We start from the raw sequence: 17,861 nt of genomic DNA, 5'->3' as shown, positions 1-17,861 counted from the left end.
ACCCATATAGAGAGCAATCGCGAAATCGGAGAAAGCCCATGCAAACCCGTAACAAGATTCTGGACGATATGTCTCAACTGATGACCAATGCCATGGGTGTGGCGCAGGGGGCACGAGAAGAGGCCGAGAATGCGATGAAATCCATGATGGACCGCTGGCTGGCCGACCGGGATTTCGTAACCCGTGAAGAATTTGATGCTGTGCGTGCCATGGCGCAGAAAGCGCGCGAAGAGAACGGTGCACTTGAACAGCGAATTGCCGCGCTCGAGGCGAAGCTGGACAAGTAACGTCCGCAGGAATTTAAGATTTTGGGTAAAAGCATCCGCCGCGCAATCCGAACTTGGATTGTGCGGTGTTGTGCATTTTGCCGCTCTGCAGAAATTTATCAAGACAAAGCTGCATCCAACGCCAATATTTTGATCGGCGTTGCCAACTGTCCACAACTTATTGCTGTTATCCCCAATAAATAGGGTTGCCAGAGCTGTGCTCACATCGCACCATATTTAGTACAGGCAGACTGGGGAAGCCCGGCTTGTAGAGCAGGCAACTAGCGCTGGGGCGCTGCCAGCCCCAAAATGCTAGAGATTAGTGAGGTGGCATTATGGCCCTTTCCGAGCAGTATCTCGAAGAAGACCTTCATCCGATCGACATTGTTGAACATCTTGCAGAACATCACGACTGGGATTTTGACCGGATCGGGGATGATCAGATTGCCATGGCTGTCGAAGGACAGTGGCGCACATATTCGATAACTTTGGCCTGGTCGAATTACGATGAAACGCTCCGCATGGTGTGTTCCTTTGAGATGGAGCCTCCGGCCGAGCGCGAAACCGAGCTTTATGAGCTACTGAACAAGATGAATGATCAGTGTTGGGCCGGGGCGTTTACCTACTGGGCCAACCAGAAATTGATGGTCTATCGCTATGGCTTGGTGCTGGCCGGTGGTCAGACGGCCAGCCCAGAACAGATCGATACCATGATCACCGCAGCGGTACTGAGCGCCGAGCGCTATTACCCCGCGATCCAACTGGTGACCTGGGGAAACCGAGACCCCGAAGAGGCGATGCAAGTCGCCATTGCAGAGGCCTACGGCCGCGCGTAAAGCTTTGCCCCGAACCATAGGGGAGGGGCAATCATGGATATCTCGCGCGTCGTCGAACAGGGGTTGGTGCTTCTGGGATGCGGCAAGATGGGTTCAGCAATGCTTGCGGGTTGGTTGGAACATGGCCTGCCCGCAGCATCTGTTTGGGTGATTGATCCTTACCCCTCGGATTGGCTGAAGGCGCAGGGCGTCAACATCAACACTCCTCTCCCCGAGGCACCCGCAGCTGTACTCGTAGCGGTCAAACCACAGATGATGGGCGAAGCCCTGCCAGCCATTCAAGCGCTGGGCAATGGTGACAGTCTTTTCATATCGGTCGCAGCGGGTACATCGCTGGCCACTTTCGAGAACGTCATTGGGGCAGATACGCCGATCATCCGTGCGATGCCAAATACGCCTGCGGCGGTTCGGCAGGGGATCACGGCGCTGATTGGGAATGCCAACACCTCGGACGCGGATATCCTACTGGCTGAAGACCTGCTTTCGGCCATTGGTGAGACGGTTCGATTGGATGATGAGACACAGATGGATGCCGTCACCGGGGTCAGCGGTTCGGGCCCGGCCTATGTATTCCACCTGATCGAAACACTGGCGCAAGCTGGCGAAGCGCATGGTCTGCCACCGGAACTGGCGATGAAGTTGGCCAAATCAACCGTCGCCGGGGCAGGGGTGCTGGCGATGGCCGCTGACGAACACCCCTCGCAATTGCGAGTTAACGTCACCTCTCCCAACGGCACCACTCAGGCCGCACTGGAGGTGTTGATGCATGAAGAAGAGGGTTTCCCAGGCCTGCTACATCGTGCCGTCAAAGCTGCAACCGACCGATCCAAGGAGCTGTCTCGTGAGTGAGATTTCATTCGACGAATTTCTCAAAGTCGACATTCGTGTAGGTGAGGTGATACGCGCCGAGCCGTACCCGGAGGCCCGCAAGCCCGCGATCAAGCTGTGGGTCGATTTTGGCGATGAGATCGGTGAGCGCAAAACTTCAGCCCAGATCACCGCGCACTACGATCCGGCGACGCTGGTGGGCAAGCAGGTGATGGCCGTGGTCAACTTTCCCCCGCGCCAAATCGGTAAATTCATGTCCGAGGTTTTGGTGTTGGGTCTTCCTGACGAAAACGGTGAGATCGTGTTGATAGGCCCCGATGGCGCTGTGCCCATCGGTGGAAGGATGCATTGATGAAACTGCTGATTGCCCGACCGATGACTTCGGCTGTCCAAGTGCGCGCCCGTGCCGAATTCGATGTGGAATTCCGCAGTGAAACCACGCCTATGACGCATGAAGAAATGTTGCGGGCGCTGACTGAGTTTGACGTTGTGGTCCCAACGTTGGGCGATCAGTTTTCGGCAGAGATCTTTGCTAAGGTGCCAGAGCCTCGCTGTAAACTGCTGGCAAATTTCGGCGTTGGTTACAATCATATCGACGTGGACGCCGCACATGCTGCCGGAGTCGCGGTTACCAACACGCCGGGTGCCGTCACCGATGCCACCGCCGATATTGCCATGACACTTTTGCTCACTACGGCCCGCCGTTCAGGTGAGGGGGAAAGGTTGGTCAGGTCAGGCCAGTGGCAGGGGTGGCATCCTACACAGATGCTGGGCCACCACGTGACCGGCAAAAAGGTGGGCATCGTTGGAATGGGCCGCATAGGACAGGCTATTGCTCGGAGGTGTCATTTCGGATTTGAAATGGCCGTCGCCTATCAATCACGCGGTCCAAAACAGCTGGACTTCCAAGCAGAGTACATCCCTGAACTCAATGCATTGGCTGCGGCAGTGGATTTTCTTGTCATAGCCGTCCCCGGAGGAGTTAAAACACGACACTTGGTCAACGCGCAGATTTTGGCTTCGATGAAGCCCTCGGGCATTGTGATAAACATTGCGCGCGGTGAAGTTGTGGACGAAGCCGCCTTAATCCAAGCGCTTCATGCGGGTCAGATTGCTGGCGCTGGGCTGGATGTCTACGAGTTCGAGCCCAAGGTGCCGCAGGCCTTGTGTGACATGGAAAATGTGACTCTGCTGCCCCACCTCGGCACCGCGACCGAAGAGGTACGCACCGATATGGGTCACATGGCGTTGGACAATGTCGCGGCGTTCGTGGCCGGGCGAACGTTACCCAACCCGGTTTAGGAACCCACCGCGTCGCGCCAGTGTTTGCGGCAGAGCGAGACATAAGTCTCGTTCCCGCCAATCTGGACCTGCGCCCCTTCGGTGATGGTGTTTCCGTTTTCATCCTGACGAATCACCATCGTCGCCTTGCGCCCGCATTCGCAGATGGTGCGTACTTCGCGCATCTCATCGGCCAGAGCCAACAATGCTGCCGACCCGGGGAATAGTTTACCCTGAAAATCCACCCGCAACCCGTAGGTCAACACTGGGACCTTCAGATCATCTACGGCGCGCGCAAGTTGCCAGACCTGCTCTTCCGAAAGAAACTGGGCTTCATCAATGAATACGCAGGCGATGCCCCCTTGTGTCAGGCGGTTTTCGATCATGGCAAACACATTGTCGTCGGGACGAAACCTGTCCGCTCGTTCCGAGATTCCGATTCTTGATGCGATCCGCCCCTCACCGGCGCGTCCGTCAATGGCGGCTGTCATCAGGTAGGTATCCATGCCGCGTTCGCGATAGTTATGCGAGGCCTGCAGCAACACGGTCGATTTGCCCGCGTTCATAGTCGAATAGTTGAAATAGAGCTTTGCCATGCCGTGGGTCTAATTCGCATGTGCTGCCTGGGCAAGCCGTCTCATGGGGGTAAATCGACGCCACCATCGCTACAGCTGAGGTTGAGCAAATGCTCTTGGGGATGGATTACCTCGCCTTCGCGACAGTGGCGTCGTCGGCCTACAAGTGGCCTATACAATGCAAGGCTAAAATCCTGCCCCGCATACACTCTTTACCGGCTCGAACGGCCGCCACTCACTCACAAAATCCCTGCATATCTGAGGGATAGTCAATTATTGCCATTTCAATTATGAATCGAATATGGGAAATTTCCCTACCCTTTCCCCCAGCATGGACAGGCAGAGGGGGCAGGGCGCAGGTAACAAGGGTAGCAAAATGGCAGATATCGGGGCCTATCTGAAAAAGCATACCGAAGCATTGGTTAAGGATGTCGGAATCGAAGCAGCGTGCGAGATCACCGGGAAATCCAAAGCCACGCTTGGCAGGTACTATTCAGACAACGCAGAACATTCTGACCGGTTCATGCCGGTGGATGCTGTTGCCCGGTTGGAAAACGCGGCTGCCTATCCGCACGTGACTGCGGCATTGGCGGATTTGAAGAATATCACGCTTTCTTACGATGGACGAAACTCGGATAGCCCACGTACGGGCGGGGTAAATTCCGATGTCATTGCGCTGAGCCAGCGGTTTGCCATGCTGATGACGGAATATCAGTCGGCGATAGAAGATGGCATCATCACGGTGAACGAGGCGAAGCGACTGTTGAAAGAAACCAGTATGCTGCAGCAGGTGCTGATTGAGATGAAGCTACACCTGGAAGAAGAAAGCGTTAGCTGAATGTCCCGCACAGGGCAAATAGGTGAGCGCTATCTCGGTACGTCGTCCCCATTCGTGACCAATAATGGGACCTGAGCCACTCACGCGGCACAGATCCTTTCATTTCTGTCTTGCTTTCGGGTTACTTTTTACCCTTTCCCCCACCTTTGCCGGGCTTGTCACCTCCCTTGCCACCGCCTTTTCCGGGCTTGTCACCCCCGTGGTGACCACCTTTGCCACCGCCTTTACCGGGTTTGTCACCTCCGCCGTGACCGCCTTTGCCGCCCCCTTTACCGGGTTTGTCGCCGCCGCCGTGGCCACCTTTGCCTCCACCGTCGCCTGGACTGTTTCCGCCATCACCCGGATCACTACTGTCGCCAGAGTTTCCTCCGCTGTTGCCTGGGCTACCTCCACTGTTGTCCGAACTTCCGCTTCCGTTTGCGTCACCCGAGTTGGAGGATGGATCGCTGCTGCGATCTTCCCCGGCATTCGTGTCAGAGATCGACGCTGTGGGCAGATCGCTCAACAACTGAGTCAGACCGAGGCATTGCGCCGAAGTGTTCTGCAGGATCGAATCAAAATCAGATCGTGTTTGCAGATGTGATACAAATCCTCGCGTTACCTGCGAACAGCCGCAGAGCGTGTCAAAATCGCCTTCATTGGCGGCAACACGCGCGGTGTTGACCGTGCAGGTTTGCGGTTCTGCGATTGCCGCGCCGGTCGCCATGACCCCAATGAAAGGTGCGGCGACCAAGGCGGCCAGTCCAACGCGAGTATTATTTCCCATAACAGCGGGCTCCCATAACTACATCACTCGGATGCACAGGGCATCCGGATCTTGATGTGTCGGTCAGAGATGAAGGAGCGGTTGAGCCCGTCTGAATAATTCTTGAGAAAGCGGTTTGGTCTTGCAGCGATTCCAGCAGCGCAGTTAAGGCGCGCGCTTATTGATGCCGTTTGACGATCACAGAACCCACCGAATACCCGGCTCCGAACGAGCAAATCAGGCCCACATCGCCCGCATCCAGATCATCGGAATGCTTTGAAAAGGCGATAATCGACCCGGCGGATGAGGTATTGGCGTAGTCTTGCAGAATGTTGGGTTGCTCACCCGGTTCTGGCTCACGCCCCAGAACCTTCTTACCGATGAAGTCGTTCATCGTCTTGTTGGCCTGATGCAGCCAGAGGCGTTTTAGATCATCACTACTGATGCCCTCTGCCTCCATATGGTCACTGATATGTTTACTGACCATGGGCAGGACCTCTTTGAACACCTTGCGACCATTCTGCATGAACTGCATGTCGCGGCGATCCACCAGACCATCGGGGCGCGATCGGCGGAGGAAGCCGTTATTGTTGCGGATATTGTTGGAAAACGCAGTTGCGCACCGGGTCGAGACAATCTCGAAATGTGGGCCTTGGGCGTCTTCGATCCGCTCGATCAGCGTCGCGGTCGCGACATCGCCAAATATGAAATGGCAATCCCGGTCGCGCCACTCGAGATGACCCGAGCAGATCTCGGGGTTGACGACCAGCGCCGCCCGGACCGAGCCCGAGCGCACCATATCCGCCGCCGCCTGAATGCCGAATGTGGCCGAGGAACAGGCCACGTTCATGTCAAACCCGAATCCGCTGATCCCCAATGCCTGCTGAATCTCGATCGCAATTGCAGGATAAGCACGTTCATGGTTCGAAGCGGCGCAGATCACCAAATCGACATCCTCGGCGCTGCGCCCCGCTTGTGCTAGCGCCTTAAGGCACGCATCCACCGCCATCTCGGTCATGATCCCAGGCTCGTCGTCGCTACGCTGGCGCAGCGCGGGATGCATGATCTCGGGGTTCAAAACACCGGTCTTGTCCATCACATACCGGTTCTCGATCCCTGAGGCCTTCAGGATGAACTCTTCCGAGGAATGCTGCATCGGTTCCATGTCGCCCGCTGCAATCGCATCCGCGTTTTCGACGTTCATCCGGTCGGCATAGGCATTGAACGCTTCCACCAGTTCAGCGTTGGTGATTATGTTTTCTGGTGTATAGACACCGGTCCCGGTGATGGCAGGAGTGTACATGGCTGGCCCTGAGTTCATGATCTGCACAAAATGCAGTCCCTATTCGTATTGATCAAGACGTGTTGACCTAAGGGAATGCACCGCCTCTCGCTTCATAACTTGAATAGTTCAAAATTCGAAGTATATTTCGCCGCGACTCGCACGGAAAAGATTCATGTCAGACGATATCAGCATGCGGTTAGGACGCCTCAGCCCTGAGATTCAGGCGATGATGGGGGTCTACGCGCTTTATTGGAAACTGGAAGAGAGCTTTGACAGCATCGAAACAGACCTGAGCCATCAGGAATGCCACATGCTAATCAAGCTCGATGTGCCCAAACGTATGGGAGTGCTGGCCGCAGATATGTTGACAGTGCCGTCAACGATTACGGCGACCGCCGATGCACTTGAACTGGCGGGGCACCTGACCCGACAGCGTGATCCCGAAGACCGTCGCGCCTGGCTTTTGGTGCTGACCGAACAGGGCGAAGAGGCCCGCAATATGCTGGTGGCCGTGGCGGGTGAGCTTTTCCACAGCGCATCGGGTCTGAACACCGAAGAAACCGCCGAGTTCGCACGGCTGGCTCACAAAATCCGTGACAACATTCTGAAAACCGGAATTCCCGAGGGATTGACGAAATGAAACTCCTGACCTCTGTTTGCCTCGCACTGTCCTTGTTGACTGCGCCTGCCATAGCGCAAGAGCCTGCCAAGCCTGTGAAACTGATGCAGGTAAGCGAAACCTCTCCCGGCTTTTCGCGCCAATTCTTTGGTCGGATCGCCGCTCGTCAGACCGTTGATCTGGCGTTTCAGGTCGCAGGGCAGATCGTTGAGATGCCTGTGACCGAAGGCTTTGTAATCCCAAAGGGTGAGTTGATTGCCCGCCTCGATCAGGAACCGTTCGAACTGCAGCGCGACCGGACGCGCTTGCAAAAAGATCAGGCGGATCGAACACTTGCCCGCCTGTCGCGTCTGCGTGGAACCGCAGCCAGCCAGGTTGCCGTCGATGATGCCGAAACAGCTGCGCAACTGGCTGCGATTGCGGTTCGAGATGCAGAATATGAGTTGGAACATGCGACGCTGACCGCTCCGTTCGACGCGCTGGTTTCAAGCCGTGCAGTTGAGGCGTTTACAACTGTTTCTGCGGGTACTCCGATCGTGCGGATTCACGATATGTCTGAACTGCGTATCGAGGTGGATGTGCCCGAAATCCTATTTCAGCGGTCCGGACAGCAGGACGACATCACGATTACTGCCAAGTTCCCTGTCAGCGACGAGATCTTTCCGCTGGAAATAAGGGAATTCGATGCTGAATCTTCAAGCGTGGGCCAGACCTTTCGCATCCAGTTCGGTTTGACACCGCCCGAGGGATTGCAGATTCTTCCCGGTTCATCCGTGACCGTCACCGTGCAGGTGCAGGATGAACGCACCGGGATCATCATCCCGCCAACGGCTGTAGTTGCTGATGCCAGCGGCGCGCTGGGCGTTCTGGTCTTCTCGCCGGCTGGCGCCAACGAAGGCACCGTCCGCCGGGTTCCCGTGACTGTAGAACCTACGCAGAGCGGCGATGTCCGCGTGCTGACCGGCCTGACCGATGGCGAAGAAATCGTCGTCGCGGGTGGGGGTGCATTGACCGATGGTCAAACCGTCCGCCGCTTTGTCGGCTTTTCAAACTGAGGGCAGTTTCATGAGCATCGCACGCGCTTCGATCGACCGGCCTCTCTATACGTGGCTGTTCATCCTGATTGCCCTGTTCGGCGGCATTTGGGGTTTCACGTCGCTAGGTCGCCTTGAAGACCCGGCCTTCACCATCAAACAGGCGGTGATCGCCACGCAATACCCCGGTGCGACTGCCGAACAGGTGGCGCTGGAGGTGTCAGAACCGTTGGAATCTGCCATTCAGCAGATGGGCGAGGTGGATGTCATCACCTCGGTCAACCAGCCGGGACAGTCGCTAATCGAGGTTGAGATTAAATCCACCTATGACGGCAGTGAGTTGCCCGACATCTGGACCCGTCTGCGCGCCAAGGTGCGCGATGCAGCACGCGGTCTGCCTTCGGGCGTGGGTACGCCTTATGTAAATGACGGGTTCGGGGATGTGTTTGGCCTGTTCTATGCCGTTACGGCAGAAGGGTTTTCTGACGCCGAGAAGCACGAACTGGCGACCTTCCTTCGCCGCGAATTGCTGACGGTAAGCGGTGTTGCTGATGTCGAGGTTCAGGGCTTGCCGGATGAGGCGATCTTTATTGAGCCGGACCTGTCGATCTCGGTCAATCAGAACGTTCCGCTGCAGGCGATCAACGAAGCTATCGCAAACGCGGACTCGGTCAACGCTTCGGGTTCGCTGCGATCCAATAGTGACCGCACCACGATCTTGACGGCCGAGGGCTCGGACAGCGTGTCGGCGATCGCCGGCCTGTCGGTTGGATCGCAGGGGCAGGTGATCAATCTGTTTGATATGTCAGATGTCTATCGCGGGCGGCAGAATGATCCCGATATCATGATCCGATTCAACGGCGCTGAAGCTTTCACGCTGGGTATCGCTGGGCAGGCCACTGAAAACATCGTCGAAGTCGGGCAGCGTGCAGATGCCAAACTGGCCGAACTGGATTCCGAAATCCCCTTTGGTGTCGAAATCCTTCCCATCTATCAGCAGCATGTTGTTGTCGATGAGGCCTCGAACGCCTTCCTGCTGAACCTCGCCATGTCAGTCAGCATCGTGGTCGCGGTTCTGGGCATTTTCATGGGCTGGCGCGCCGCAATTGTCGTTGGGTCCACCTTGTTGCTGACCGTTGTGGGTACTTTGCTCTTCATGTCGATGTTCTCGATCGAGATGGAACGGATCTCGCTGGGCGCTCTGATCATCGCCATGGGGATGCTGGTCGACAACGCCATCGTGGTGGCCGAAGGAATGCAGATTTCGATGTTGCGGGGAAAACCCTCGCGCGATGCTGCGGAAGAGGTTGCGTCAAAAACGCAGATCCCACTTCTGGGCGCGACGGTGATCGGGATCATGGCTTTTGCCGGGATCGGGCTCAGCCCTGACGCGACCGGGGAGTTCCTGTTCTCGTTATTTGCCGTGATCGGCATTTCACTACTGCTGAGCTGGGTTCTGGCCATCACGGTGACACCTTTGCTTGGGCACTATTTCTTCAAGCAGGGCAAAGAGGGTGAGGTGGATGCCTATGGCGGCACCCTGTTCCGCGTCTACGGTGCAATCCTGAACTGGGCGCTTCGGTTCCGATGGCTGGTAGTGGCCGGGTTGATCGGGGTCACAGTCGTCTGTTTTGCGGGCTTTGGACTGATGAAACAGCAATTCTTCCCAAACTCGAACACGCCGTTGTTCTTCGTGCACTACAAGCTGCCACAAGGCACGCCGATCGCTCGCACGGCGGAAGATATGGCCGTATTCGAGGACTGGCTGGCCGAACGTGATGACGTCGTCTCGGTTGCCACATTCGTCGGGCAGGGTGCCACGCGGTTCATGTTGACCTACGCTGCCGAGAAGCCAAACCCAAGCTATGGACATATGATCATCCGCACCGAGGCTTTGGACGACATTCCTGCCTTGCAAGCCGATCTTGAGGAGTTCGGTTCAGCCCAGTTCCCCGAAGGCGAGTTCCGCACCAAACGCCTGATTTTTGGTCCCGGTGGCGGCGATCCAATCCAGGCTCGGTTCTCGGGTAGTGATCCGGTTGTTCTGCGTCAACTGGCCGAAGAAGCGGTACAGCGCATGTCAGCCGCATCTCCGAATGCGCTACATGTGCATCACGACTGGCGTGAGCAGGAATTGGCCGTGCAGCCGATCTATGCCACGGAGCGCGCCCAAACAGCAGGCGTATCGCGCGAAGACATTGCAGCTACGTTGCAGTTTTCGACCGATGGCATCACGGGCGGCGTTTTGCGCGAGCGCGACCGCCAGATCCCGATCATCTTGCGCCGCCCGGCGGATGGAGACTATTCGATCGTCGATCAGGTAGTTTACTCCGATCAGTCGGAACGTTTCGTTCCAATCGAGCAGATGGTGGACGGCTTCGACTACAAGGCGCTCAATACGCTGGTTCATCGCCGTGACCGGGTTTTGACCATCACCGTTGGCGCGGACATCCCCCCTGACATGACCGCCGCGCAGGTCCACTCCGAAGTACGCAGTGCCATTGAAGCGATGGAACTGCCGATCGGCTATCGTATGGAATGGGGGGGGGAGTTCGAGGATTCAGGCGACGCGCAGGCCAGCCTTGGGCGGCAGTTGCCGCTGAGCTTGCTGATTATGGTGTTGATTTCCGTATTGCTGTTCAATGCAATCCGGCAACCGGTCATTATCTGGCTACTGGTCCCGATGTCCGTAAATGGCGTAGTTATCGGTCTGCTTGGAACAGGCCTGCCCTTCACCTTCACAGCGCTATTGGGGCTGTTAAGTCTGTCAGGGATGCTGATCAAGAACGGCATCGTACTGGTCGAAGAAATCGATCTGGTCCGCGCTACTGGTAAAGCCCTGCGTCCTGCGATTGTTGAAGCCTCTGTCTCGCGTCTGCGCCCGGTAATGTTGGCGGCGATCACGACGATTCTGGGGATGGCACCGCTTCTGACGGATGCGTTCTTTGTGTCCATGGCAGTCACAATCATGGGCGGTCTGGCCTTTGCCACGATCCTGACCATGGTTGCCGCACCTGTCTTCTACATGTTGTTTTTCAACCGTGAAGAAAAGCGACGTCTGGCTGCTGGTTGATCATCCGCCCGAATCCTCCTTTGGATCATAATGGTAGTAAAAACAGGATAGCTTGTTGCCATCGGGGTCGCGCAGATAGGCCACATAGAATCCGGGCTCGTAATGGGGGCGGACACCAGGTTTGCCTTCATCTGCACCGCCGTTTTTCAAACCCGTGGCATGGAAACGCCGGACCTGATCGGCACTTCTGGCGGGAAAGGCGATCATCGTGCCATTGCCGGTACTGGCGGGGGCTCCATCAAAAGGTTTGCAGATCCAAAACCCGGTGCCGCTGTCGGGGTCGGAACCCCATCCGGCCCAGCCATCAATCCAACCGGGCAGGCGCGGCTGGCCAAGAACCGCGAAGATCGCATCATAAAAGCGGATGGCCCTAGGCAGGTCGTTGCTTCCGTATGTGGTGTAGAGGTCCATGAGCACTCCTTCCCCGCCCATCATGTGGGCGATGGGCAAGGAGGGGAAGAAAAAAACCCCGGCCGAGGCCGGGGTCCATTCATTCATACCGTTGCCGGGGCTTAGCCCTGCAGCGATTTCACCTCAACATCGCCTTCGGCCTGCGCCTTGATCGCCAGCGCGGCGGCATAGCTTGCTGCGGCTGTGGTGTAATAGGGGATCTTGTCATACAGCGCGATCGACCGGATTGATCGGCTGTCTTCCACCGCCTGTGCGCCTTCGGTCGAGTTCATGACCAGCTGCACGCCGCCGTCCTTCATCAGGTCGGTCACATCCGGGCGGCCTTCGTACACTTTGTTGACCACGCCGCACGGCACACTTTCTTCAGTCAGCCAGGATTGTGTGCCGCGGGTCGCAACAAGCTCAAAGCCTTGCTCAACCAGAACACGCGCTGCTTCGAGCATATCCGGCCCTTTGTCCGCATCCTTGATCGAGATAAACGCACGACCTGCGCTGGGCAGCACCATACCGGCCCCCATTTGTGCTTTCAGGAAAGCGCGCGGGAAGTCGCGATCCCAGCCCATGACCTCTCCGGTCGAACGCATTTCAGGGCCCAGGATGGTGTCAACGCCGGGGAAGCGGGCGAAAGGCAAAACGGCTTCTTTTACCGAGAACCACGGCATGTCGGGGTCGGCCAGCGTCATCTGGTCGGCGATTTTGGTGTCATCGACCGTTTTGTAAGGGGGGCGTTTCGGGAAGTTCGCCAGTTTCTCACCGGCCATTACACGCGCAGCGATAGAGGCAATGGCGCTGTCAGTGGCTTTAGCCACAAAAGGCACGGTGCGGCTGGCACGAGGGTTGACCTCAATCAGGTAAATCTCGTCATCCTTGATGGCGAACTGCACGTTCATCAGGCCGACGACATTCAGCGCCTTGGCCAGCTTGAACGCCTGATCCTTAATCTGTTCGATGATCTCTTTCGACAGCGAATAAGGCGGCAGCGAACAGGCCGAGTCGCCCGAGTGCACGCCGGCCTCTTCGATGTGCTGCATGATGCCTGCAACATGCACGTCGTTACCGTCGCACAGCGCGTCCACGTCCAGTTCGACCGCACCGGCCAGATAGCTGTCCAGAAGAACCGGGCTGTCGCCGGATACCACTACGGCCTCATTGATGTAGCGGCGTAGCTGATCCATATCGCGCACGATTTCCATCGCGCGGCCGCCCAGAACATAGGAGGGGCGGATGACCAGCGGGAAGCCGATATCTTCGGCAATCTCCAGCGCCTTTTCGTCGGTCGAGGCGATGCCGTTCTTGGGCTGCTTCAGGCCCAGTTCATTGACCAGCGCCTGGAAACGCTCACGATCTTCGGCGAGGTCGATCGCGTCGGGCGTGGTACCGAGGATCGGGATACCTTCAGCCTCCAACGCATTGGCCAGTTTCAGCGGAGTCTGCCCGCCAAACTGAACGATCACTCCATGCAGCGTGCCGGCTTCCTGTTCCTTCGTAAGGATTTCCATGACGTGTTCGAAGGTCAGCGGCTCGAAATACAAACGGTCCGAGGTGTCATAGTCGGTCGAGACCGTCTCGGGGTTGCAGTTGACCATGATCGTTTCATAGCCCGCCTCGGTCAGCGCGAAACAGGCGTGACAGCAGCAGTAGTCGAATTCGATGCCTTGACCGATCCGGTTCGGGCCACCGCCCAGGATGACGACCTTTTTGCGGTCGCTTGGACGCGCCTCGCATTCGACCTCACCCATCATCGGGGCTTCGTAGGTCGAGTACATATAGGGGGTCTGCGCCTCGAACTCAGCCGCACAGGTGTCGATGCGTTTGAAGACGGCGTTCACACCCAGATTGCGGCGGGCGCGACGGACGTTGTCTTCGTCACGGCCGGTCAGATTGCCCAGACGCGCGTCGGTGAATCCAAGCATTTTCAGTTTGCGGATACCGTCCTCGGTAACCGGCAGACCATCTTTGCGCACCTGACGCTCGGCCTCGATGATCTCGCGAATGCGGGCCAGGAACCACGGGTCGAACTTGGTGACGCCGAAAATCTCATCGTCGGTCAGGCCGTGACGCATGGCCTGCGCGATTGTGCGCAGACGATCGGGGGTCTGCTGGCTGATCGCCTTGATCACGGCGGCCTTGTCGTCGGCTTCTTCCCAGACTCCGACGTTCAGACCGGGGATTTCGATCTCATCAAAGCCTGTCAGGCCCGACTCCATCGAGGCCAGAGCCTTTTGCATCGATTCGTGAATGGTGCGGCCGATGGACATGGCCTCACCCACCGACTTCATCGCGGTGGTCAGGTAGGGTTCCGAGCCGGGGAATTTCTCAAAGGCAAATTTCGGGATCTTGGTGACAACATAGTCGATGGTCGGCTCGAACGAGGCCGGGGTGACCTTGGTGATGTCATTGTCTAGCTCGTCCAGCGTGTACCCAACGGCCAGTTTTGCGGCGATCTTGGCAATCGGGAAACCGGTCGCCTTCGAAGCCAGCGCAGAAGAGCGGGACACACGCGGGTTCATCTCGATCACGACCATGCGGCCATCAACCGGGTTGATCGCCCACTGCACATTTGACCCGCCGGTTTCGACGCCGATTTCGCGCAACACGGCAATCGAGTGATTGCGCATGATCTGGTATTCTTTGTCGGTCAGCGTCAGGGCAGGGGCCACGGTGATCGAGTCACCGGTATGCACGCCCATCGGGTCGACGTTTTCGATGGAACACACGATGATGGCGTTGTCAGCGGTGTCGCGCACCACCTCCATCTCGTATTCTTTCCACCCCAGAAGACTTTCATCGATCAGGATCTGACCGACGGGGGACGCATCCATACCCGAGCGGCAAATATGGATATAATCCTCGCGGTTATATGCGACACCGCCGCCGGTGCCGCCCAGCGTAAAGGCGGGGCGGATGATGGCGGGCAAACCAACTGTTTCGAGGGTTTCAAGCGCCAGTGCCACACCGGCGTCGAGATCTTTCTTGCCGTTCTCATCCTTGGGGGCCGTCACGATCTCGGCCTTGGGGTTTTCGATGCCCAACCTATCCATCGCCTCGCGGAACAGGGCGCGGTCTTCGGCCATTTCGATCGCGTCTCGCTTGGCGCCGATCATCTCGACGTTGAACTTATCCAGCACGCCCATCTCTTCCAGCGCCAGCGAGGTGTTCAGGCCGGTCTGTCCGCCCATAGTGGGCAGTAGGGCATCGGGGCGTTCTTTTTCGATGATCTTGGCGACAACTTCGGGCGTGATCGGCTCGATATAGGTCGCATCGGCTAGCCCCGGGTCGGTCATGATCGTTGCAGGGTTCGAGTTCACCAGAATGACCCGATAGCCCTCCTCGCGCAGCGCCTTACATGCCTGAGCGCCGGAATAGTCGAACTCGCAGGCCTGACCGATAACAATGGGGCCTGCCCCGATGATCATGATCGACTGGATGTCGGTTCTTCTCGGCATGGCTTGGCCCCTTCAATTGTCCGCGAGTCAGGGCACCGCCCCAGCGCCCAAATTGTCCTGCGTTATAGGGACCGCGCGAAAAGGTGCAAGAGGTATCGGAATCGGGTTTGAAATTGCCGCTTTCCCCTCTTTCCCTTGGCGCGCTATTCTCTATACCGCGCAGCACGGCAAATGAGGATGCAATTGCGTATTCGTTTCGATCAAGGACCAGCTGGGCGCGGAACCCGGTTTGAGCGTCCGTCCCGGATTATTCGCGCGGATAACGCGGCGGAGGTGCCCCAGGCTCTGGCGGCGCTGGATCAGGCGCGCGCGGATGGGGCCTGGCTGGCAGGGTACGCAAGTTATGAGCTGGGCTACGTGCTAGAACCACGTCTGGCAGACCGGCTGCCAGAAGGACGACGCCTGCCACTACTGTGTTTCGGTGTGTTTGACGCACCGGATCGCGTTGGACTGCCAAAGGCGTCGGGCAGTGTCACTGCGTTTCAGCCCCGCTGGGACGAGGCGCGATATACGCAGGCCTTTCGTACAGTGCATGAGGCGATTGGTGCGGGTGACATTTATCAGGCAAATCTGACCTTCCCAATTGATCTCGATGTAACCGGAGACAGCGTCGCGCTTTATGCGGCGCTTGCGGCTGGTCAACCCGTCGGCCACGGCGCCTTGGTTGAGCAGGAGGGGCTGCCTGATCTGCTGAGCCGTTCGCCGGAACTTTTTTTCCGAACCGACGCCGAGGGCCGGATCGAAACGCGCCCGATGAAGGGAACTCAACCGCGCAGTGAGGACCCGGTCGAAGACGAGCGTCGACGCGCTTTTCTGTCTTCGGATGAAAAGAACCGGGCCGAAAATCTGATGATCGTCGATCTGCTGCGCAACGATATTAGCCGGGTCGCGCTGGCCGGATCGGTGAAAGTACCCGAGCTGTTCAAGGTTGAGACCTATGCGACTGTCCATCAGATGGTCTCGCTTGTGCAGGCGCAGTTACACCTTGGCGTAGGCCTTTCTGATATTCTGGCCGCCCTGTTCCCGTGCGGATCAATCACCGGAGCGCCAAAGATTCGCGCGATGGAGATCCTGTTCGAACTGGAACCTTGGCCTCGCGAAGTTTATTGCGGAACCATCGGTTGGGCGGCCCCGGACGGTCGGTCGGAATTCAACGTGGCCATCCGGACCCTCATGGTTGAAGGTGGCAAGGCGACCCTTAACGTAGGCGGCGGGCTGGTCTGGGACAGCACCGCGCCATCGGAATATGAGGAGGCGCTATGGAAAGCCCGCTTCGCCCACCAACTGAGCCTGATTTCCGTCTGATCGAAACTTTGGCCTACAGGCCGGGGCAGGGGTTCGTCAGGCTTGATCGTCATTTGGCCCGCATGGCGCACACAGCACAGAAGTTCGGCATTGATTTTGACCGAACCGCCGCTTGGACGATTTTGGATGCGAGTTTGGGTGAGATTGCATTGCGCTGCCGTTTGACCTTGGACGCGGATGGCAAATTTGAACTGACGTCCGGAGAATTGACTGCCAATCCGCCCGTCTGGCGTGTGGATTTGGCCAAACAGAGACTATCATCATCGGATATCTGGCTGGGTTACAAAACGACCCGACGGGCCGTCTATGACATGGCGCGGGCAGGCTTGCCGCTAAGAGTTGATGAGCTTTTGTTTTTGAACGAACGGGATGAGCTTTGCGAGGGCACTATCACGAACCTGTTCCTGACCATGCCCGACGGCAGACGACTTACGCCCTCACTGCGATGCGGATTGCTTCCCGGGGTTTTGCGCGAGGAATTGTTGGATAATAAAGAAGTTACCGAATCCGTTCTGACCTTGACCGATCTAAAAAACGCGCAATCTATCCACTGTGGAAATTCCCTTCGGGGGCTGATCCGTGCGGAGCTTGTGGCACCTTGAGCAAAAATACCGAATGGGTGGAGACCCCTGTTACCAACTCACGCCTCAGGATTGAGTTTGTGCTCTTCTTTGTGGCGTTTCCCATAGCCATCGCGACATTGTTCCCGCCAAACTGGATGTTCCCCTCGCTTTTTGCGTTTACCGGACTGGGCATACTGCTGCTGCAGGATACGCCCGGTTTTTCCTGGGCGGAGCTTCGGTATGGCTGGCGAAACTGGTCGTGGACCGAAGTCTTTGCATTTACCCTGTTCATGGCTGCCTTCTGTTCCGCCCTGGTGCTGTGGGCGCGACCGGATGCAGCCTTTGTTTTGCTGCTGCATCGGCCAGAGATGTTGATATTCATCTGTATCGGCTACCCGTTGTTGTCCGCTCTGCCACAAGAGCTGCTTTTCCGCTCTCTCTTTTTCCGACGCTATCACGCGATCCTACCTGAAGGGCGGGCCGCATACCTTTTGAACGCTGGCCTGTTTTCGCTTGCGCACCTCATGTACTGGAGCTGGGTCGTAGCCATCATGACTTTCTTCGGAGGCCTCCTGTTCACCTGGGCCTACCGCAAGCGCGGATCATTCTTTTATGCAGTTCTTCTGCACGCAATTGCTGGTAATATTATCTTTGCGGCAGGGCTGGGCGTCTATTTCTACTCGGGCAACGTGCAAAGGCCGTTTTGACGGCGCGACCCGCCTTGACTTTCCATGCCTGACGGGGTGTATCGGCGCG

At 57.4% G+C, this 17,861-nt stretch carries 17 protein-coding genes; 12 read left to right on the top strand and 5 right to left on the bottom strand.

The window, feature by feature from the left end; genetic code table 11:
• Window positions 1-38 precede the first annotated feature (38 nt).
• From ACR0AH_RS11290 to ACR0AH_RS11270, 5 genes are all read left to right on the top strand, one after another.
• Window positions 39-287, top strand: coding sequence for an accessory factor UbiK family protein (locus ACR0AH_RS11290; protein WP_170512483.1), 249 nt, complete (start codon window positions 39-41; stop codon window positions 285-287).
• A gap of 314 nt (window positions 288-601) precedes the next feature.
• A complete protein-coding gene (locus tag ACR0AH_RS11285; protein WP_010441802.1) occupies window positions 602-1,102 on the top strand; it encodes a type III secretion system chaperone family protein in 501 nt (166 codons plus the stop codon).
• Between the two features lie 33 nt (window positions 1,103-1,135).
• Window positions 1,136-1,951 (top strand): pyrroline-5-carboxylate reductase, encoded by an 816-nt coding sequence (gene proC / locus ACR0AH_RS11280; protein ID WP_480591996.1) that lies wholly within the window; start codon window positions 1,136-1,138, stop codon window positions 1,949-1,951.
• On the top strand, window positions 1,944-2,282 hold the full coding sequence (locus tag ACR0AH_RS11275) for a tRNA-binding protein (protein WP_170392371.1): 339 nt from the start codon (window positions 1,944-1,946) through the stop codon (window positions 2,280-2,282). The genes proC and ACR0AH_RS11275 overlap by 8 nt, the downstream gene beginning before the upstream one ends.
• Window positions 2,282-3,232, top strand: a complete 951-nt coding sequence (locus ACR0AH_RS11270; RefSeq protein ID WP_170594589.1) for a 2-hydroxyacid dehydrogenase — start codon at window positions 2,282-2,284, stop codon at window positions 3,230-3,232. The genes ACR0AH_RS11275 and ACR0AH_RS11270 overlap by 1 nt, the downstream gene beginning before the upstream one ends.
• On the opposite strand, the gene ACR0AH_RS11265 is transcribed toward ACR0AH_RS11270, so the two are convergent.
• The gene (locus ACR0AH_RS11265) at window positions 3,229-3,807 is read right to left on the bottom strand and encodes a thymidine kinase (protein ID WP_170594591.1); all 579 of its coding nucleotides are present in this window, start codon (window positions 3,805-3,807) and stop codon (window positions 3,229-3,231) included. The genes ACR0AH_RS11270 and ACR0AH_RS11265 overlap by 4 nt on opposite strands.
• Before the next feature lie 355 nt (window positions 3,808-4,162).
• Here ACR0AH_RS11265 and ACR0AH_RS11260 point away from each other — a divergent pair, with 355 nt between their 5' ends.
• Window positions 4,163-4,624, top strand: coding sequence for a hypothetical protein (locus tag ACR0AH_RS11260; protein WP_170392365.1), 462 nt, complete (start codon window positions 4,163-4,165; stop codon window positions 4,622-4,624).
• Between the two features lie 121 nt (window positions 4,625-4,745).
• Here ACR0AH_RS11260 and ACR0AH_RS11255 read toward each other — a convergent pair whose 3' ends face one another.
• The gene (locus tag ACR0AH_RS11255) at window positions 4,746-5,390 is read right to left on the bottom strand and encodes a hypothetical protein (protein ID WP_480591994.1); all 645 of its coding nucleotides are present in this window, start codon (window positions 5,388-5,390) and stop codon (window positions 4,746-4,748) included.
• A gap of 157 nt (window positions 5,391-5,547) precedes the next feature.
• A complete protein-coding gene (locus tag ACR0AH_RS11250) occupies window positions 5,548-6,672 on the bottom strand; it encodes a beta-ketoacyl-ACP synthase III (protein ID WP_170776250.1) in 1,125 nt (374 codons plus the stop codon).
• Between the two features lie 154 nt (window positions 6,673-6,826).
• Here ACR0AH_RS11250 and ACR0AH_RS11245 point away from each other — a divergent pair, with 154 nt between their 5' ends.
• From ACR0AH_RS11245 to ACR0AH_RS11235, 3 genes are read left to right on the top strand one after another with little or no spacing between them, the layout of a single operon-like run.
• A complete protein-coding gene (locus ACR0AH_RS11245) occupies window positions 6,827-7,294 on the top strand; it encodes a MarR family winged helix-turn-helix transcriptional regulator (protein WP_170420601.1) in 468 nt (155 codons plus the stop codon).
• On the top strand, window positions 7,291-8,328 hold the full coding sequence (locus ACR0AH_RS11240; protein WP_480591992.1) for an efflux RND transporter periplasmic adaptor subunit: 1,038 nt from the start codon (window positions 7,291-7,293) through the stop codon (window positions 8,326-8,328). The genes ACR0AH_RS11245 and ACR0AH_RS11240 overlap by 4 nt, the downstream gene beginning before the upstream one ends.
• Window positions 8,329-8,338: 10 nt before the next feature.
• On the top strand, window positions 8,339-11,380 hold the full coding sequence (locus tag ACR0AH_RS11235; RefSeq protein ID WP_480591990.1) for an efflux RND transporter permease subunit: 3,042 nt from the start codon (window positions 8,339-8,341) through the stop codon (window positions 11,378-11,380).
• Here ACR0AH_RS11235 and ACR0AH_RS11230 read toward each other — a convergent pair whose 3' ends face one another.
• Together ACR0AH_RS11230 and carB are read right to left on the bottom strand one after the other, a co-directional pair.
• Window positions 11,381-11,791: a VOC family protein gene (locus ACR0AH_RS11230; protein WP_170401773.1), complete on the bottom strand. Its 411-nt coding sequence runs from the start codon at window positions 11,789-11,791 to the stop codon at window positions 11,381-11,383.
• 101 nt (window positions 11,792-11,892) lie between these two features.
• Window positions 11,893-15,237, bottom strand: coding sequence for a carbamoyl-phosphate synthase large subunit (gene carB / locus ACR0AH_RS11225; RefSeq protein WP_480591988.1), 3,345 nt, complete (start codon window positions 15,235-15,237; stop codon window positions 11,893-11,895).
• 177 nt (window positions 15,238-15,414) lie between these two features.
• On the opposite strand from carB, the gene ACR0AH_RS11220 reads away from it, so the two are divergent.
• Genes ACR0AH_RS11220 through ACR0AH_RS11210 form a run of 3 tightly spaced genes read left to right on the top strand, consistent with a single transcriptional unit; the run spans window position 15,415 to window position 17,812 of the window.
• Window positions 15,415-16,542 carry an aminodeoxychorismate synthase component I gene (locus ACR0AH_RS11220; RefSeq protein WP_480592041.1) on the top strand — a complete coding sequence of 376 codons (1,128 nt, stop codon included), beginning with the start codon at window positions 15,415-15,417 and terminating at the stop codon, window positions 16,540-16,542.
• Complete coding sequence (locus tag ACR0AH_RS11215; protein ID WP_170564077.1) at window positions 16,497-17,144, top strand: aminotransferase class IV family protein; 648 nt, start codon at window positions 16,497-16,499, stop codon at window positions 17,142-17,144. Before ACR0AH_RS11220 ends, ACR0AH_RS11215 begins: the two co-directional genes overlap by 46 nt.
• Window positions 17,141-17,812, top strand: a complete 672-nt coding sequence (locus tag ACR0AH_RS11210) for a CPBP family intramembrane glutamic endopeptidase (protein ID WP_480591986.1) — start codon at window positions 17,141-17,143, stop codon at window positions 17,810-17,812. Before ACR0AH_RS11215 ends, ACR0AH_RS11210 begins: the two co-directional genes overlap by 4 nt.
• Window positions 17,813-17,861: the final 49 nt, after the last annotated feature.

Source organism: Ruegeria sp. AM5 (genome assembly GCF_056540645.1).
The sequence above is the reverse complement of the archived record's forward strand: the minus strand, read 5'-3'. Positions and strand labels throughout refer to the sequence as shown.

Excerpts from the sequence above, each read along its gene's own strand:
- ACR0AH_RS11290 (WP_170512483.1), top strand. The coding sequence starts at position 39 with ATGCAAACCCGTAACAAGATTCTGGACGATATGTCTCAACTGATGACC.
- ACR0AH_RS11285 (WP_010441802.1), top strand. The coding sequence starts at position 602 with ATGGCCCTTTCCGAGCAGTATCTCGAAGAAGACCTTCATCCGATCGAC.
- proC (WP_480591996.1), top strand. The coding sequence starts at position 1,136 with ATGGATATCTCGCGCGTCGTCGAACAGGGGTTGGTGCTTCTGGGATGC.
- ACR0AH_RS11270 (WP_170594589.1), top strand. The coding sequence starts at position 2,282 with ATGAAACTGCTGATTGCCCGACCGATGACTTCGGCTGTCCAAGTGCGC.
- ACR0AH_RS11265 (WP_170594591.1), bottom strand. The coding sequence starts at position 3,807 with ATGGCAAAGCTCTATTTCAACTATTCGACTATGAACGCGGGCAAATCG.
- ACR0AH_RS11260 (WP_170392365.1), top strand. The coding sequence starts at position 4,163 with ATGGCAGATATCGGGGCCTATCTGAAAAAGCATACCGAAGCATTGGTT.
- ACR0AH_RS11255 (WP_480591994.1), bottom strand. The coding sequence starts at position 5,390 with ATGGGAAATAATACTCGCGTTGGACTGGCCGCCTTGGTCGCCGCACCT.
- ACR0AH_RS11250 (WP_170776250.1), bottom strand. The coding sequence starts at position 6,672 with ATGTACACTCCTGCCATCACCGGGACCGGTGTCTATACACCAGAAAAC.
- ACR0AH_RS11245 (WP_170420601.1), top strand. The coding sequence starts at position 6,827 with ATGTCAGACGATATCAGCATGCGGTTAGGACGCCTCAGCCCTGAGATT.
- ACR0AH_RS11240 (WP_480591992.1), top strand. The coding sequence starts at position 7,291 with ATGAAACTCCTGACCTCTGTTTGCCTCGCACTGTCCTTGTTGACTGCG.
- ACR0AH_RS11235 (WP_480591990.1), top strand. The coding sequence starts at position 8,339 with ATGAGCATCGCACGCGCTTCGATCGACCGGCCTCTCTATACGTGGCTG.
- ACR0AH_RS11230 (WP_170401773.1), bottom strand. The coding sequence starts at position 11,791 with ATGGACCTCTACACCACATACGGAAGCAACGACCTGCCTAGGGCCATC.
- carB (WP_480591988.1), bottom strand. The coding sequence starts at position 15,237 with ATGCCGAGAAGAACCGACATCCAGTCGATCATGATCATCGGGGCAGGC.
- ACR0AH_RS11220 (WP_480592041.1), top strand. The coding sequence starts at position 15,415 with ATGCAATTGCGTATTCGTTTCGATCAAGGACCAGCTGGGCGCGGAACC.
- ACR0AH_RS11215 (WP_170564077.1), top strand. The coding sequence starts at position 16,497 with ATGGAAAGCCCGCTTCGCCCACCAACTGAGCCTGATTTCCGTCTGATC.